This is a genomic window from Pseudarthrobacter phenanthrenivorans Sphe3, assembly GCF_000189535.1.
GTDB classification, from domain to species: domain Bacteria; phylum Actinomycetota; class Actinomycetes; order Actinomycetales; family Micrococcaceae; genus Arthrobacter; species Arthrobacter phenanthrenivorans.
In genome coordinates this window covers 2058133-2074402 of the sequence record NC_015145.1, presented here as the reverse complement: position 1 = coordinate 2074402, position 16270 = coordinate 2058133, and the positions used below count along the sequence as shown (strand labels likewise).

The following is a 16270-nucleotide window of genomic DNA, read 5'->3' as shown; positions in this document are numbered from 1 at the left end:
TGGCCGGACTGTATCAAGGCAGTCCAGTGAAGGACCTGCCGAGCACCTCAGCGAACATTCCCGGCTCTTGCTGCACTCCGCTGCAGCTGTGCGTGGCTCCGTCCTGCGGCGCCTCACAGGCCACGTCCCGGTTCAGCGACCACATGGACATTCGGCCCAGGCCGCGTTCGGCTGCGAAGGCTTCGAGCGCCTCGGCGTCGGCAAGGCTGAGTACATTGCCTTCCACGTCATTGACGCCGATCATTGGGGTCAGCCCGATCCTGTGCCAGACAGCGGAATTTCCGGTGGGCAGGCCGTTCTTCGCGAAGAGGGCGGCGAGCGCCCGGTGTGTTGCTTCGGCCGCCTGCACGGACGCATCCCGCATGGACTGGCCCGCCGGCAGCGGCCCGAAATTCATGGTCATGACATTCACGCCCGCCACGTCCACGCCGGCCCCCAGCATGGTCTGCACCGAGAGCTCCGCGGCAGGCGTCAGGCCGTCACGCGAGACAGGCAGGGTCAGCCACACCCTGAGTGGGTCCCCTGCCGGCCGGGCCGCCTGGAGACGTGCGACGGCGGCGGCGCGCCGTTCCGCTGCTGCCGCGTCGGACGCGCCTGCCCCTTCGATGTCGAGATCAACAACATCAGGCCTGTACCTGTCGATAACGGCCGCGTAAGCCCCGGTCAGTGAATCGACGTCGGGACAGGCCACCGCAAGCTCCGTGCCCCTTTGCCCGCCAAAAGAGACGCCTATGCTCCCGCCCGCTTTCCTAAAACTTTCGACTTGCGCGTCAAGTTCCAGCTTTTCATTGGCCAGGTCAAGGCCGTATGTCCCGCCCCATGAGGGCTCGCAGGGCCGGTGGGGGTCCGAGCTGACGAACGACAGGACTGGGGTTCCCTGCACGGCAGGCCGGTGGTGGAGCAGGTATCCGGGCGTCAGGGTCACGTCAACGTAGCCCCCAAACCACCCCGGACCCTGCCCGCCGTCATCCGTCGTGGCCTCCGGGACCGGCTGCCCGCCTGGACTGCAGGCAGCAAGGGTAAGCACCGCTGCCAGGAGGAAAACGAGCGTGCTCCTCATAATGCACGCCCACCGGGCCTCCTGTGCCCCTGCCGTTCCCCCTGCCGGCTGTCCCTGCCAAGGCCGTTCCTGAGACCACCCCGGCCCACGAACAGGAACGTGAGGATGGCCAGGGATCCGATGCCGAACCAGGGCAGCCAGTGCTGCAGCAGCATGTTGGGGGTGAAGAAGTAGCTGGTCAGGGCCGCCATGGCCAGGTTGTCCTCCACACTGGCCTCCACGCCGTGTTTCGGTACGAAAGGCGAAGGCAGCAGTGGTTCAAGGGTAGTGAAGGTGTAGCCCTGGGCCTTTGCCCGGGAAATGAGCTGCGTCAGCATTTCAAGGGTTGCGGTGGGGCCGCCGCCGACGTTGAGCAGCACGATGCGGCCCTTTCCATCCAACTCGGGCACAGCAGCGGTACTCCCCGGCTCAGAGCCCCTGTCACGCATGTCAAGGTCCTGGTTCAAGGGGAGGTAACCGAGGTGCTGGGCATGCAGCAGGGCCAGCGTCCTGCTTTCCGCCCCGCCGGCGGGGATGAGGAATAACCGGCTTTCGTAATTGTCCGCCGCACGCATCACCCGGTCCGTTCCAATGATCTGCTGCCGGTTGAACCCATCGTCCTGCGCGTGGAAGTCGCCATGGGACATGGTGTGGTTGCCCACCAGATGGCCCTCCCGGACCAGGCGCCGGAAAACGTCCGGGTGTTTGATGATGTTTTCACCCACCGTGAAGAACGTTGCCGGCATTCCTTCCTCTGCCAGGAGGTCCAGGATTCCAGGAGTGTACCGGGGGTCCGGCCCGTCAGCGAAGATCAGCGTGAGGGTTCGTTCCGGGAGGCGGCCAAAGGCCTCCACAACGTAGGTGCTGCCGCCGGCCAGCTCCGCCTCCTCGGCGGTAACCTCACGCCATACAGTGTTGGTGAACGGATCCCTCAGCAGGGTCTTGCCGGCCCGCCGTTCCACCAGCGCAACGCGGTTGAAGGCCGCTTCACCCGGCTCAAGCCCGATCGTGGGGATGTCCCCCAGGTCGCTTAGCCTCCGCAGGTCCTCGGGGAAGCCGGAAGCCTGCCCGTATCCGCCCTGTGGAACAAAAGCAGTGGCGGCTGGAAGCATCCCCACCACGGAAAGTACCAGCACCAGGACCCCGGATACCAGGCAGCCCAGGAGCCGCGAACGGTTGCCTGACGGATGGCAGGAAGCGGGTTCCACCCCGGACGGGAGAGGGGAGCGTCCTTTCGTCATCAGGCTCCCTGCCCCGCCCCAGGCGGACTGTCCGGCAGGCGCCGCACCATCCAGGCAGCTTCCCACCGCACGTGGTAACCGTCATCATCCTCCCGCTCTACCAGGACATGGGTAACGGTATAGGCGATGGCGTGGCCCGTGCTGGACCGGACCTTGACGGGGGCCCGCCGGAGCATCAGGATCGGGATGCCGGGGGACTGCCTCAGTGCCTCCTCCCGGACGGCATCGCGCTTCAGGGGTTCTGTCGCGGGGTGGGGGAGTACGGACAGGCCGGCGTTCCCGGGATCGGTATAAGGCGGTTGCGGCATTCGAGATCCTCCAAGGTCAGAACCTGGTGCACCAACGCCGTCTGCTTCAGCTGAAGGGGAGGACCGCTGCTCGATCGCCGCCCCCGGAGTGCAAGCGGCAAACCGAAGCCGTTATACCGCCATGGCAAAGACCTTATGGCTGTGGACGGTCCTTCGCATGCGTGGGAAGTACTCGAATGCGATTCGTCCGGTACCTGCCCACAGCCTTGTCTTTCCGGAGGGAACCAACCACTCATGCAGTAGTCTCTGGATGACTGAATTGACGAGTATTCCGTTGCTGGAGGCCCTGTGAACAAGCCGCTTTGGATCTGTTGCCTCCTCGGCGCTGCTGTGGGAATCACCCTGGGGCTCGCCGTCTTCGACAGTCCGTTCCTCGGCTTTGCGCTTGGCCTTGGGGTGGGAGCCGTCGTCGGAGCAGGGATCGGCGCCAAATCGTAGAAGGCGTGGACGCGGGCGACCAGCCGCGTGCCGCCGTCGGGCCTTGCAGCAAGGCTCCATGCCCGCGTGCTCCCAAAGAGATAGCGTGCTCTCCCCTTGGGGGTTGTGGAGAAACCGGCATTGACAAGTCCCGCCGCGGTGAGGATGCTCAGTTCTACAAATGGACCGCATTCTTACTGAGCCGAAATCAGGTTCCCATGGGCGACGACGGCTATGGAGAATTAAAACTGGACATGCTCGGGACCTGGCGCCTCCGCCGGAACGGAGCGGCGCTGCATGTTGCCACGCGGCAGCAGAGGCTTATCGCCGCTTTGGCCCTCAAGGGACCGCACCTGCGCAGCTACCTGGTTGGGCTGTTGTGGCCTGAGTACCCCGATTCGAAGGCTTTGGAGAGCCTGCGGGTCAGTGTCCACCTGATATCCCGCCAGGTGCCCGGTCTGCTGGTGAACGAAGGCCGGATGCTTTCCCTCAGTGATCGGGTGGATGTCGACCTGCAGCGGGTGCGGCTGCAGATCCGGGCGTTGGGCCAGGGAGAGTACGGCCCAGGTACCACGTCCCTCTTGCACGACCTGCGGGATGCGCAGCTGCTGCCCGGGTGGTACGAGGACTGGGTGATGATTGAACAGACGCGGCTTCAGCAGGAGCGGCTGCGGGCCTTTACTGATATTTCGACGGCGTCCCTTGCCTTGGGGGATATGGGGACAGCGGAGGCGGCTGCTGAGGCAGCACTCGCCGTCGAGCCCCTCTACGAGACGGCGGTGACGCTCCTTATCCGGGCAGAGATGGGGCAGGGAAACCCTGCCGCTGCACTCCGGGCCTACGAGCGGTACCGGCGGCAGCTGAAGGAAGACATGGGGCTGCCGCCGTCCAAGTCGGTAGGGGAGCTCCTGGCCGCCGTCCTCGCGGGCCAGTCCCGGGCGGGAAGGAAACGCCTAATTCCGGCCGGTGACTCCTGGTTGGGCGGCCAACCAGCTCTTCACCACTCGTAGTACTTCACCCGGATCCGCGGTGGTCACGGTGTTCTGTTCATCAGCAGCCGCTTGCCCGTAGGTAATTCTGGCCCTGAAACCCTGGGGGTGGCCTGGCTCATGCCAGGTACGGATGATCATGAAACCTGCGGAGGCACCCTGGGGGCCTGCTCCCGACTCACCGGCAGGTTCCGACCAATGATGGTCCCTCATGTACCGGCCGCCCTTCCCCGCTCTGGCCCAACGCTTGTGGGAAGATCCAGGCTTCTGTCCCGAGCCATCCCCCTGCTGCCTCAAGTTGCGGCGCCCGTGCCGGACACATTCCCCTTGGCTTCTCTGATCTTGCTCGAGGAAAATCAGGAGTTAGCCCGCGTTTCTGAAATATTGGCGCAAGATTGGCCAATGCCCTGTGACGCTTGCTGTGAAGCGTGGGATCAGGGGGAGGCGCCTGCGGTTTTGCATCGCAGTGCGCCATGACCCGTTTGTGCGTGGGGGCTTCCCGGTCATTCACGGCGTGCTCCTCTGACGCTGGCTCGCTTGAGTTCAGTAGACTGCCGGCGCCGTTACGGCCGCGTTACCGGGCAGGGGAGGGGCATGCCGGCAGGAAAAAGGGGGGGCGTAACGCTGCGGTAACGCCTGGGGTGGTGCACTCTGCCCAAGGGGCGCAGCGCCGCCCCGGAACCCTGGGGTTGTTGGTTCAGGAGGAACACGTTATGGGATTTCCCGGCGACGATGGCAGGTTGCCTGTGATCTACGTCCGCGGCTTCGCGGGAACCGGCTCCGCAGTAAACACCGCCGTGGACGATCCCTTCTACGGATTCAGCCAAGGCTCGGTGCACGTGCGTGCGGACAGCAACGGGCGGGCAAAGTTCCACCAGTTTGAGTCGCCAATGCTGCGGCTGGTGACCGACCACAAGTACGAGGTCCCGGTTCACGGAGACCAGTGGGCGTTCCTCAACAGTGCAGATGCCGGCTCGGTGAACCCGGCATCTGTGTGGATTCACCGGTTTTATGATGACTCGGCGGACACTTTCGAAGAGGACGCCGAGGCTTTCTCCTTTGAGGAAGCCGCCCGGGACCTGTTCAGGCTCATCCGGCTTGTCCTGGAGAAGACCGGTGCACCGAAGGTCTTCCTGGTGGCGCACTCCATGGGAGGGCTCATTTGCCGTTCACTCCTGCAGCGCGTCATTCCGGAAAGTGTCGCAGGCGACGACGGCGCGTTCGATCCGGCTGCTGGGGCGAAGTTCGTCGCCAGGGTTTTCACCTACGCCACGCCCCATGGGGGAATCCGCTTCGCCGTCGGGTTTGGCCTGCTTGAGAAGATCCGCGATGCCACCGGACTGCAGGGGGCCGACATTTTCGGGCCGGACAGAATGTACGAGTACCTTACCCCGCCGCCCCTCCGCGGAACGCTCACCCGCGAGTCCTTCAGCGGGACGGTGATGCCCCCCGGCGGGTTCCCGGTGGACGAGCTGTTTTGCCTCGTCGGCTCCAATCCGGAGGACTACGACGTCGCATTCGGGCTGTCCTCCAAGGCGGTGGGAGCGCGAAGCGACGGCCTGGTCCAGATCGACAATGCGGCAGTGCGGGGGGCGCCCCTGGCCGTTGTGCACCGCAGCCACAGCGGCCGGTATGGCATCGTCAATTCGGAGGAGGGCTACCAGAACCTCCAGCGCTTCCTCTTCGGCGATCTCAAGGTTGAGGTGGAACTCATCGGGTTCATCGTCGGAAAAACAGCCCCGCCCGATGTCGAGTTCCAGCTTGATGTGGGCCTGGCAATCCGGGGGCTTCCCGTAATGGTCCACGAACAAAGCGCCGCCCATTTCTGTCCGGTCCAGGTGGAGCACTGGAAGGAAGGCGACCCCATCGATTCACCCGTTCCGCTGCTGACCACGTTCCTTTCCTCGAAAGCGCCAAGGCCGCGCGTTGGCGGCAGGGAAGTGCCCCGGCTACGGCATGCACTCAGGCTCCGGCTCATGTCGATCAGGGAAAAGGAAGGGCATTTCTTCTTTGCCGACCATCTGGAACAAACAGAGGATTGGCAGGACACGCTCGTAGTGGAGATCCAGCCGCCCGGCCCGGATCGGCCGCTGCCTCAGGCCTGGGCCGCCTGGAACAGCACGATTCCCACGGCACTTCGTGACTGGAACCCGGAGGACAAGGACCAGCTCAAGGACAGCGACACCACGCCAAACCGGTGGCAGGGCCGAATTGACGTTCCGGAGGTTTCAAGGGAACTGCTCGGACCCAACGCGGGAATCAGGCTGACCGTAACGCCGCGGAAGCTGAAACTCTAGCGGGGGGTGACCGTGCACCAAATGCACTAATCCTTGTTCAACTGGGTAAGCGGGTTATCAGTTTGGGGCTTATTCTCTGTCCCCCGGCGGAGTCCAAGGTGTTGTTGATAACTGCTTGAGGTCACTGCCAAAGCGTCAGACCAAGTGGGCGAAGGGTCACGCCCAGACCAGGGGCTGCTATTTGCTTTTGAAGCTGAGCGTGTCCGCTCCGGCGGTCCAAGTCAGGGTGTCCTGGACGAACGCCATTTCGATGGGCCGGCTTAGGAATTGCATGACCCATTGCTCCTGCGCAGAAGACTCGCCGGCGCAGCCCATCGCCCCGACTGCGGGTTTGTCGAGTGTGAGGGTGTTCCCGTTGATCACCGCCGGAGCGCTGATCGGATTGCACGGGGTTTTCGCCCCGAACTGGAGCTCTCCGTTGACGGAATAAAGTTCCACTCTCAGCCCGCCTGCCGCAGCCCACGGCAGGTCGACGCCGTTGGATGTCGCCGAAATGCTGACGTATTGCGAACATGCGGCGGTCGGCAGGAATGACGCGCATGTCGCCGCGGGAGGCGTGGAAACGGTCGGGGAAGGCGTGCTGACGTCCGTCGCCGCTTGGTCGATGGTGCCTGACGCGCACGAAGTCATGAGCAGGCTGAGAGATAGCAGACAAAAACTGTTTCGCCATAATCGTGAATGCTTCATCGATTCCCCCTGAAGATGGAAGCTGGTCGGAGCCTATACGCGGGCGCGGGCTTTGTCACTGGGTTTCTTCCGCCGGTTGGTCGCGGCTGCGTTCTCGGGTGAAGTGGGGGTTCTTGCCAACGACGTAGCTTGCCATGGGTGCGCTGGTGGCTCCCGCGTGGCGGGACAGAGTCTGCTTGCTGTATCCGAGCATGCGTGCGAGTGAGGTCGCGTCGATTTCTTTGACCAGGCTCTGCAGGGTGGCGTTGCGGATGCCCTGGATGTTGACGCCCATCCCGCGAAGCTTTAGCAGGTGGGTGTTGGGGGAGCGGGGGGATCCTGCGCGGACGCCCGGGAAGAGCCAGCGCGTGTCGCGGTTGACTGTCTGCTGGCCGCCGCGGTTCTGGAGGTGGGCCCAGAACATGGGTGCCAGCAGCTCGGGGATGGGCGCTGGGTACCGGCCGAGATTGAGAAACATGCCCTTGACGGTCACTTCGACGTCGTCGATGGTGAGCATGGCAATTCTGCCGATGGGGATGCCATAGAGCAGGAAGATCAGCCCCGCGATGCGGATCGAGACGGCGACGTTGTCGGCCTCGATGAGCTTGCGGACGAGGTCCAGGCGTTCCTGTTGGCTGAGGACAGGTGTTGTTCTGGCCAACCGCGCAGCGACCTGGATGTCCTTCCCTGGCGTTTCCCGCTTGAGGTATTGGATGAAGTTCCGGATATGTCGCCGGGTCGAGGTGCCCTCGGAGAGGTATTCGTCGAGATGCATCTGGCGGATGGAAGATGCTGTCCTGCCGTGCTCGTCGTGGAGCCAACGGAGGAACTTTCCCGCCTCGGTGATCTCCTGTTTCGCCGAGCGCACGGCGTAGTTCATGTTCTTCGTCGCGGACGATTCCGCCCGAAGCCTTTTGAGGTGATGCCAGCGCGCAAAACGCTCGATGGGTGCGTGGATTTCCGGTGTAGTGGAGAGCTGGTCGAGGCGTTCTTCCAGCCACTGTTCAAACATGGCCAGCTGACGGTCTTCCTGGGCGGGAAGGATCCGGTTGTGGGTGAGGATTGCCCGGAGGTGCTCGACCGCCGGCGTCTTCGGAAGCTCGTCGAAGGCCTGGTGGGAGAGTTCGATCTCTCGGTCGCCGATTCGCTTGAGCAGTGACGCGGATCGACCGCCGTGGCCGCGCAGCCAGGTGTAGATGCTCTCGGGCCGGGTGGAGTCGGTCAATATCTTGATCAGGCGTTTTAGCCGCAGGTCGGGCGGGTCATTTGGCCTGAGGAGCTCGGTCAGATCGGTGGTGAGTACGCAGGAGATGCAATGCCCGCCGCGGAAGCGCTCAGCCTCGCGGCCGCAGTTGTCACAGGTGAGGTTCGTCGTGATGCCGGCGCACTCCCGGCAGATGTCCTCGCCTGTATCGGTCCGGCCGGGGAGCATTCTGTCGGCGCCGCAGAGCGGGCATCGGCCGTATCGGTGGGTTGCGTTCGTGAAGCAGATGCCGCAGATGCGTCCGTCTGGCCAACGGACCCGGATTTTTCCGGTGGTCTTTCCGCAGCGGTCGCAGCCCTCGCTCGTCCTGTTGGAGCGGGGACGGCCACGCGGCTTGAACTCACTGCTCATGGGGGCGGGTAATGCGCGCCCGAACCGGCCGGTAGGCGGCCAGAAGGGGGACATCCGTGCCGTCGCCGACCGCGGTTCGACGGCGCTGAGTGCGGGCGTCCGTTGCGGTGTAGGTGAGGATTTCGTTGGCTTCGACCTTGAAAATGTCGCAGAGCGCAGCCAGGACCTGGAACGAGATCCGATCCGGGTTCTGGCCGACGAGCCGGTAGATCTGCGACTCGGAGAGCGTAATGCCGCGCTCCCGAAGCGGAGCAACAAGATCACGGCTGTTTCGCATCCCGGCGCGTGCCATCAGCTCCTTGACGCGAAACTGGTAGTCGATCTGACGGTTCATCGTGGTGTCTTTCCGGAAGGCGTTGTGGGTTTGGTCAGCACCCTGCTGTTGCTGGCCAGCAGGGTGCTGTTGAGAACGCGTTCGAGTTCGCGTGCGGCATAGTCGGGGGAGGGCAGGGTGTAGATCGTGGTCGTCGATGTGTGCTCGTGGCCAACCTGCATTGAGATGAACTTGGTGTCATATCCGTGCTCGGTCTGCATATGCGTGACATAGGACCGGCGCAGGGAGTGAAGATCAAGCCCCGGCGGAAAGCCGAGTTCATCAAGGAACCCGCGCATCCGAGCCCGGAGGTTCTTTTCCGGAACCAGGCCGCCACGGTCAGTCGGGAAGAGGTCGCCGACAGGCTGCCCATACCGGGGAAGACCGCGCCTGACCCAGTCATCAACCGCCTCGGCCGCCCAGTCCAGAAGGGTCAGGACGGACCGCTGTTTCTTGGGGGAGCCCTTCTGCGGCTTCCCGAACCGGACGCGCAGAATGCCGTAGTCACCAAAGTACGGGGCCTTAACATTGCGGGAAAAATCCACGAGGCTGAGGTGACGAAGCTCGTCGCGCCGAAGGCCCCAGCCGTAGGCGGTCTTGAAGGCCACGGCGTCACGCCAGGCGGCAAGAGCGCCCTTGCGCCCCGAATTAATGATCCGTTCGACCTCCAGGTCGGCCAGGTCGAAGAATGCCTGCAGCTCCTCGAGAGTGAAGGCACGCTTCTCTGGACCCATATCGGCATCCTGGACGTGCCGGGCCTTGTTGAACTCGGTGATCACCTGGGAAAAGGTGGTCCCGAAGAGCCGCCCGCAGTTCTCGTTCCACGGGTATTCAGGGTTGGTCGCATACTCGCAAAACAGCTTGATGTCCGTCTGGTACGCCCGGACGGTGGAAAGGGCAAGGTTCTCAACACCGCGCAGATGGGCGAACAGCTCATCCGCGTCGACCGGGCCCCATTCCCACGGATACTTGCCCGAGAAGTCCGACAGGCGCATCACCGAGGCGACCCGGCGCTTGGTCGTCTGCAGGGTGAAGTTCTGCGCCAAGTGGGATCTCTTCCACCCGGTGAGCACCTCGCTCAGGAACGCGTCACGATCCGGCTCCCGATTCGGCAGCGGCAAGAACGCGAGACCGCCGAACTTATCACCCAAGAAGCCTCCAATGCCGACTGCAAGTTTTGCAGTCAGAATGCAAAAAATGCAAACTGCGAGCCCAGGATGCCTGATACGACGCCAATTTGTGGACATGCAGCGCAGCACGTCCGGGCTCACCTGAACGGATCCCTGCCGTGACCAGACAAACAAACCGGCCGCTCACAGCCGTTATCTAGGCCTAAACAAGCCGTTATCGAGAGTGGACGTATTCGCAGAAATTGCGAACAACCTTTTTACAACTTGACATAATGTAGATTATCGGCGTTTGATCAGGATCGCGGCAGGGGTTGCCCAAGTGTCCCCGAATGCTTGAGCTGGGAACAAGTCCGCAGGTCATCGGCCCGGCCGGAACCGTTGCCTTAAAGCCGGGGCTCCTTAAGAATGGGTCAATGACGGTCTATGTGCGTTCACTCGAAACTGCAGTCCCGACAACAATGCTGATCCAGGCCGAAGCCCGGGACGTGTTTGCCGCCCAGCCGGGCCTGTCCAGGCTCGGGTCGCGGCTGGTGGGCACGTGCTTTGATTCAGCTGCCATTGACACCCGGTTCACGGCCGTTGAGGAACTGACGAATGAAGCCCGGTCCGAGGATCCGCAGTTTTACGACCCCCGGACGGGTCTGCTGCTGAATCCCAGCACCAAGGTCCGTAACGAGATCTTTGCCCGTGAAGCCACCAAGCTGTTCGTCCAGGCCGCCCGCTCCGCCATGGACGCCAACCCGGAACTCGATTTACTTGACATAACTCATCTCATCACAGTTTCCTGCACGGGTTTCTTCAACCCCGGGCCCGACTACAAGATCGTGCGTGAGCTCGGCCTGGATCCCGCCGTCCAGCGCTACCACCTCGGCTTCATGGGCTGCTACGCGGCTTTTCCCGCATTACGCGCCGCCAAGCTCTTCTGCGAGGCCGATCCAAACGCCGTGGTCCTGGTGGTCTGCGCCGAGCTCTGCTCCCTGCATGTCAGGACCTCGAACGATCCCGACACCATCATGGGCTCAGCCCTTTTCGCCGATGGTGCCGCAGCCGCCGTCGTCACTGCCCGGCCCGGCTCAGAGGAGCACGCCCTGCTGCAGCTGGACCACTTCGAGACGGTCCTCACGCCCGTTGGCGAGGATTCGATGGCCTGGAATATCGGTGACAACGGCTTCGAAATGGTCCTGGGCAACTACGTTCCACACATTATTGACGACCACATTGTGGGTGCACTGGAACCGCTCCTCGCCCGCGAACCGGGCCTGGCCGCCCTCCCCTACTCCGCCATCCCCCACTGGGCCATCCACCCGGGCGGGCGCAGCATCCTGGACAAGGTCGAATCCAGGCTGGGCCTCACGGAAAAGCAACTGCTCCCGGCCCGGGAAATTCTGCGGAACTACGGAAACATGAGCAGCGCAACGGTTCTCTTTGTGATCAGGAACATCCTGGAACAGGCCCCACAGGCCGGGGACGAACGGATCTGCTCCATGGCGTTCGGGCCCGGGCTGACGGTGGAAACGGCGCTGTTCACCAAGCTGCGGCAAGCACCTGCCCGGGCCTCCGCGTACCGGAAGCACCAGGCGAACCAGCAGGACCGCCTGCCCGTGGAAGCGCCGGTGGGCTGATTTCCGTGGACCTTCTGCTGCGGCAGCGCGCGGCGGGGGCCGTGGAAATCATGGACCTGCCGGACTGTGACCCGCAGGCCCTGGACAACACATACCGCCAGTTCGCCCTGATCAACCGTGTACTGTCCGGCTGGCGGCGTTTGTACCTCCGTGAGGTGCGCCCGTTCCTTGCCGACGGTTCGCGGCCGGCAACACTCCTGGACATCGGCTCCGGCGGCGGAGACCTTGCCCTGATGCTGGCCCGATGGGCGGCACGCGACCAGCTGACCCTCCACGTGACCGGCATCGACCCCGACCCGCGCGCCGCAGCTTTCGCGGCGCGGCGCACACCCGTCTCCGGGGTGGCGTTCCGGCAGGCCCATAGCTCCGACTTGGTGCGCGAGGGCAGGCAGTACGACTTCGTGATCTCAAACCACGTCCTCCACCACCTTGCGGCCGGCCAGCTTCAGGAACTGCTGGCGCACTCGGAAATCCTGGCCGGACACGCAGCCCTGCACAACGACCTGCGCCGGAGCCCGGCCGCCTACGCCCTTTTCAGCGCAGCGGCCCTGCCGTTTCGCCGGTCCTTCATCCGTGCCGACGGTCTAACCTCCATCCGGCGCAGCTACACGGCCCGGGAACTCGGGGCCATCGCTCCCCCAGGCTGGACGGTCCGGGCAGGAAGCGTGTTCCACCAGGTTTTGGCCTACGGCGGGAACTGACGTGGCGATAGACGTTGTGATTGTCGGCGCAGGGCCGGTGGGACTTTACTTGGCCGCACGCCTGCTCCAGGAGGGCCTCAGCGTCCGCGTCCTTGAACAGAGGAAGGGGCGGAACCTGCACAGCCGCGCCATCGGGATCCACCCGCCGGCCCTGGAAGCGCTGGACCGGCTGCAGCTGGCCGCGGCGATGGTGCAGGAGGGAGTGCCCATCCGGACGGGAATGGCAGTAAGCGGCGGGAAAACCGTGGGCACCATGTCCTTTTCGGGCGTGTCGGAGGAGTATCCGTTCGTGCTTTCCCTCCCCCAGTTCAGGACGGAACAGCTCCTGGAGGAACGCGTCCAGGCGTTCGACGGCGGGGCCATCGTCAGGGGCGCAAGGGTCACCGGACTGGAAGACGACGGCGACAGGGCCGCCGCCGTCGTCGAACCTTCTGAACGGGGAACGTCGCGCGGAGGGCGGTTTGAGGCCTCCTTCGTGGTGGCGGCAGACGGCGCACGGTCGCCGCTGCGCGATCTGCTGGGGGTACCCGTCAAGACCAGGCACTACCCGGACCACTACCTGATGGGCGACTTTTCCGACGCCGGGGACCACGGGCAGATGGCCGTCCTGTTCCTCGAACCGGAGGGGATCGTCGAGTCCTTTCCGCTGCCTGGCGGGCTGCGGCGGTGGGTGGTCCGGCTGGGCCGGCCCGCCGGCTCCTGCGATGCCGTCAAACTTTCCCGGCTGGTGCTGCAACGCACCGGGATTCTGCCCGCGGCAGGGACCAACACGATGCTCAGTGCCTTCAGCGTCAGGTCCACGCTGGCACGCCACACCGTGGCCGGCCGGGTGCTCCTCCTGGGCGACGCCGCCCACGAAATCAGCCCGATCGGCGGACAGGGCATGAATCTCGGCTGGCTCGACGCCGAGGCGCTGGCGCCGCTCCTTTGCGAGGCAGTGCGCTTGAAGCACCCCGGAAGCGGGTTCAGGGAATTCGAGGCCGCCCGGCATCGTGCCGCCGTAGTGGCCCGGCGCCAGGCCGAAGTCAACATGCTGCTGGGCCGGCCGCTGCCGCCGCCCCTCCTCAAACTGCGGAACTTTGCCCTTGGCGCCGCCGCTTCCTCCGCGGCGGTCAACCGCTGGACGGCCAGGCGCTTCACCATGCAGCAGGCCGTGCCGGCACTACGGCCTGCCGGCATCACGTCCGGTAGTAGCAGTCGTAACTGTCCTGGCTGATGATCCTGCCGTTGCTGACCACGAAAACCGAGGATGTCCTGGCCCGGATCCGTTCCCCCTTGTCCCAGTACGGGAGGTCCATCAGGACGGTGGCGGACCAGTCCGCCTCCACAACCACCCTGCCGCCTTCGCAGGTTGTCCGCGTGATGCTGAATTGCTGGTTCGCCACCACCTGACGGCTTTGGTCCGCACCTGCCAGGACCGAGGAGAGCGACCGCTTGGAACCCTCCGGGGCCAGGAGGTGCGGAGCTTCCACCAGCTCGAACGAATCAGCCAGGTAGGGCCTGATGCCGGCGGCACCTCCACCCGCTTCCAGCACACGGATAAACCCGAGGACGCAGTCTAGGGGGGTGGTTGTTTTGGTGGGGTATTCAGCCATGGAGACGACACTAGCCCAGCACGGCGGGAACGCTCCGGCACCACCAGTAGGCTTTTCTGCATGAGCCACACCCCGCCTGAAACCACCCTCAGCAGTGAACAGATCACGGAGTTGGTGGAACGGATCCTCTCCGCCGGCACCCTGCCGCCCATTGTGCAGGCGGGCCACCCGGCCCTCCGCCAGCGGGCCGCCGCCTATGACGGGCAGCTCTCTGCAGTGCAGCTGGACGGTCTCATATCCCTGATGCGGGAGGTCATGCATGAAGCCCCGGGCGTGGGACTGGCGGCGCCGCAGCTCGGCATCCCGCTCCAAATCGCGGTGGTTGAGGACCAGTACGATGTGGATCCTGAAGCGGCGGCCCTGCGCAAGCGGAGCCCCCTGGAGTTCCTGGCCATCGTGAACCCGCGGTACACGCCGCTGGGAACGGACATGGCCTCCTTTTATGAGGGGTGCCTGTCACTGAACGGGCTGCAGGCCGTGGTGGCCAGGCCGGAGAAAGTCCTGCTGGAGTTCCAGGCACCCGATGGCTCAGGAGTGCAGCGGGAATTCGAGGGCTGGCAGGCAAGGATCGTCCAGCACGAGACTGACCACCTGAACGGTGTCCTGTACGTGGACCGCGCGCAGCTCCGATCACTGAGCAGCAACGCAGAGTACGCAGCCCACTGGGCCGGGCCCGGCATCGGCAAGGCCAGTGAGGGGTTGGGATTCGACGCCGGCCCTGCCGGTATCAGCGTCCGCTGAGTTCCGGGCCATGGCTCCAGGGCCGGCGCGGTGCGCGGGCAATAGGATGGTGTCCATGCCCTCCACCCCCGGCCTTTCGCTGCTGTGCCCTGTCTGCTCCGATCAGTTGCAGTTGCAGGAGCCACCGGCCCCGGGCCAGGGCCGGCTGGCATGCAGTTCCAGCCACAGTTTCGATGCGGCCCGGCAGGGCTACTACAACCTGCTCGTGGGAAAAGGCACAGCCTTCGAGGCCGACACGGCCGAGATGGTGGAAGCGCGCTTCAACTTCCTGGCGGCCGGGCACTACCGGCCGCTGGCAGACGCCGTGGCGGCCGCCGTCGTTCCCCTGCTCTCCGGGGATCCCGCCGTCGTCCTGGATTCGGGAACCGGGACCGGGCACTACCTTCGCACGCTGCTGGATGCTGCAGCGGCGGGGCGGCGGAACGTGGCGGCCGTGGGGCTGGACATCTCGAAATTCGCCCTGCGGCGGGCTGCCCGCCTTAACCCCGAGGCAGTGAACCTGGTCTGTGACGTCTGGCAGCCCCTGCCGGTGGCGGACAACTCCGTGGACGCCATCACCGTCATTTTTGCCCCCCGGAACGCACCGGAGTTCTCGCGCGTCCTGCGGCCGACCGGGAGGCTGGTGGTAGTGACCCCGCGTTCGGGACATCTGGCCTCCATCGCAGCGCTCACGGGCATGCTCGGGATCGAGGAAGGCAAGGACGACCGTCTCACCTCGTCCATGGCGCCCTACTTCGAGGTGGAGGACACCCACCACGTTGACTTCCGCCTCGCACTGACGCACAAAGAAGCAGCAGATGCGGCCTTTATGGGCCCCGCCGGCCACCACTTTGACCGCCAGGCCATCGCCGCCCGGCTGGCGGACCAACCCGGGATCATCGAATCCGAAGCCAGGTTCCGGCTCACGCTCTTCCGCCATGCCGCGCCCGGCCTTCTGTAACTAAGGCCGGCCCCGCGTAGGGCCGGGACCGCGCTCAAGCAAGCGGCGTAACGACTTGGCCACTATCCCCGGCAACAGTCCCGGCCCCGCCCGCGGAACGGCCCGCGGCACTAGGATTGAAGGACAGTTACTGGACGGTCCGCGGACGCGCGCCGCCGTAGCGAAGGGGGAACTCAGTGTTCGAATGGTTGGGCGAGAACTGGTGGGCAGTGTGGCTCACCGCTTTCCTCGCCTTCGCAGTGGTCGAGATGATCACGCTCGACCTTTTCTTCATCATGCTCGGCGGAGGCGCCCTTGCCGCCCTCGTGGCTGATTTTGCCGGCGCCGACGCGTGGCTGCAGATCGTGGTCTTCTGTGTCGTCTCCCTGCTCATGATCGCCTTTGTCCGCCCGGTTGCGCTGTCCCACCTCAAGAAAGGTCCCTCTGAGCAGCGGACCAACGTGGACCGGCTGATCGGAGAACAGGCCGTGGTCATGGAACCGGTGACCTCGGATGGCGGGCTGGTCAAGATCGGCGGGGATATCTGGAGCGCCCGTTCGGCTGCCGGGGTCCTGCCCGCCGGGCAGAAAGTCGTTGTAGCCGCGATAGATGGAGCCACCGCCGTAGTGTCGGCAGCGCCGGACGCCGACCGCAAGTCCTGATACAGCCTGAACAAT

General features: G+C 64.6%; 17 protein-coding genes. 9 read left to right on the top strand and 8 right to left on the bottom strand.

Features of this window, described 5'->3' with window-relative positions; all coding sequences use genetic code 11:
* Window positions 1-13 precede the first annotated feature (13 nt).
* The 3 genes from ASPHE3_RS09535 to ASPHE3_RS09525 are packed head-to-tail and all read right to left on the bottom strand — an operon-like array spanning window position 14 to window position 2588.
* On the bottom strand, window positions 14-1060 hold the full coding sequence (locus ASPHE3_RS09535; RefSeq protein ID WP_013601013.1) for a glycoside hydrolase family 18 protein: 1047 nt from the start codon (window positions 1058-1060) through the stop codon (window positions 14-16).
* Window positions 1057-2280 (bottom strand): polysaccharide deacetylase family protein, encoded by a 1224-nt coding sequence (locus ASPHE3_RS09530; RefSeq protein WP_081459833.1) that lies wholly within the window; start codon window positions 2278-2280, stop codon window positions 1057-1059. The genes ASPHE3_RS09535 and ASPHE3_RS09530 overlap by 4 nt, the downstream gene beginning before the upstream one ends.
* A complete protein-coding gene (locus ASPHE3_RS09525) occupies window positions 2280-2588 on the bottom strand; it encodes a hypothetical protein (RefSeq protein WP_013601011.1) in 309 nt (102 codons plus the stop codon). Before ASPHE3_RS09525 ends, ASPHE3_RS09530 begins: the two co-directional genes overlap by 1 nt.
* Before the next feature lie 288 nt (window positions 2589-2876).
* Here ASPHE3_RS09525 and ASPHE3_RS22260 point away from each other — a divergent pair, with 288 nt between their 5' ends.
* The 3 genes from ASPHE3_RS22260 (at window position 2877) to ASPHE3_RS09515 (ending at window position 6291) form a co-directional block, all read left to right on the top strand.
* Window positions 2877-3026 carry a hypothetical protein gene (locus tag ASPHE3_RS22260; protein ID WP_013601010.1) on the top strand — a complete coding sequence of 50 codons (150 nt, stop codon included), beginning with the start codon at window positions 2877-2879 and terminating at the stop codon, window positions 3024-3026.
* Window positions 3027-3223: 197 nt separating this feature from the next.
* Window positions 3224-4015, top strand: a complete 792-nt coding sequence (locus tag ASPHE3_RS09520) for an AfsR/SARP family transcriptional regulator (protein WP_013601009.1) — start codon at window positions 3224-3226, stop codon at window positions 4013-4015.
* Window positions 4016-4707: 692 nt separating this feature from the next.
* Window positions 4708-6291: an esterase/lipase family protein gene (locus ASPHE3_RS09515; protein ID WP_013601008.1), complete on the top strand. Its 1584-nt coding sequence runs from the start codon at window positions 4708-4710 to the stop codon at window positions 6289-6291.
* A 177-nt stretch (window positions 6292-6468) separates the two neighbouring features.
* Here ASPHE3_RS09515 and ASPHE3_RS22035 read toward each other — a convergent pair whose 3' ends face one another.
* From ASPHE3_RS22035 to ASPHE3_RS09495, 4 genes are all read right to left on the bottom strand, one after another.
* On the bottom strand, window positions 6469-6921 hold the full coding sequence (locus ASPHE3_RS22035; RefSeq protein ID WP_167536970.1) for an META domain-containing protein: 453 nt from the start codon (window positions 6919-6921) through the stop codon (window positions 6469-6471).
* A 112-nt stretch (window positions 6922-7033) separates the two neighbouring features.
* Window positions 7034-8389, bottom strand: a complete 1356-nt coding sequence (locus ASPHE3_RS09505; protein ID WP_013599276.1) for a site-specific integrase — start codon at window positions 8387-8389, stop codon at window positions 7034-7036.
* Window positions 8390-8561: 172 nt separating this feature from the next.
* Window positions 8562-8906: a helix-turn-helix domain-containing protein gene (locus tag ASPHE3_RS09500; protein WP_012311535.1), complete on the bottom strand. Its 345-nt coding sequence runs from the start codon at window positions 8904-8906 to the stop codon at window positions 8562-8564.
* Window positions 8903-10156, bottom strand: coding sequence for a tyrosine-type recombinase/integrase (locus tag ASPHE3_RS09495; protein WP_013603027.1), 1254 nt, complete (start codon window positions 10154-10156; stop codon window positions 8903-8905). The genes ASPHE3_RS09500 and ASPHE3_RS09495 overlap by 4 nt, the downstream gene beginning before the upstream one ends.
* Window positions 10157-10428: 272 nt before the next feature.
* On the opposite strand from ASPHE3_RS09495, the gene ASPHE3_RS09490 reads away from it, so the two are divergent.
* From ASPHE3_RS09490 to ASPHE3_RS09480, 3 genes are read left to right on the top strand one after another with little or no spacing between them, the layout of a single operon-like run.
* A complete protein-coding gene (locus ASPHE3_RS09490; protein WP_013601005.1) occupies window positions 10429-11637 on the top strand; it encodes a type III polyketide synthase in 1209 nt (402 codons plus the stop codon).
* Between the two features lie 50 nt (window positions 11638-11687).
* Entirely contained in the window at window positions 11688-12338 is a 651-nt protein-coding gene (locus tag ASPHE3_RS09485; RefSeq protein WP_049786125.1) for a methyltransferase domain-containing protein, read from the top strand.
* Window position 12339: 1 nt separating this feature from the next.
* On the top strand, window positions 12340-13554 hold the full coding sequence (locus ASPHE3_RS09480; protein WP_141000349.1) for an FAD-dependent oxidoreductase: 1215 nt from the start codon (window positions 12340-12342) through the stop codon (window positions 13552-13554).
* On the opposite strand, the gene ASPHE3_RS09475 is transcribed toward ASPHE3_RS09480, so the two are convergent.
* A complete protein-coding gene (locus ASPHE3_RS09475) occupies window positions 13517-13933 on the bottom strand; it encodes a nuclear transport factor 2 family protein (RefSeq protein WP_013601002.1) in 417 nt (138 codons plus the stop codon). The two genes, ASPHE3_RS09480 and ASPHE3_RS09475, sit on opposite strands and share 38 nt — an antisense overlap.
* A gap of 60 nt (window positions 13934-13993) precedes the next feature.
* Between ASPHE3_RS09475 and ASPHE3_RS09470 the strand changes: the two genes are divergently transcribed.
* From ASPHE3_RS09470 to ASPHE3_RS09460, 3 genes are all read left to right on the top strand, one after another.
* Window positions 13994-14674 carry a peptide deformylase gene (locus ASPHE3_RS09470; protein WP_013601001.1) on the top strand — a complete coding sequence of 227 codons (681 nt, stop codon included), beginning with the start codon at window positions 13994-13996 and terminating at the stop codon, window positions 14672-14674.
* Between the two features lie 55 nt (window positions 14675-14729).
* The gene (locus ASPHE3_RS09465) at window positions 14730-15614 is read left to right on the top strand and encodes a methyltransferase domain-containing protein (RefSeq protein ID WP_013601000.1); all 885 of its coding nucleotides are present in this window, start codon (window positions 14730-14732) and stop codon (window positions 15612-15614) included.
* A 176-nt stretch (window positions 15615-15790) separates the two neighbouring features.
* Window positions 15791-16255: an NfeD family protein gene (locus ASPHE3_RS09460; RefSeq protein ID WP_013600999.1), complete on the top strand. Its 465-nt coding sequence runs from the start codon at window positions 15791-15793 to the stop codon at window positions 16253-16255.
* Window positions 16256-16270 lie beyond the last annotated feature (15 nt).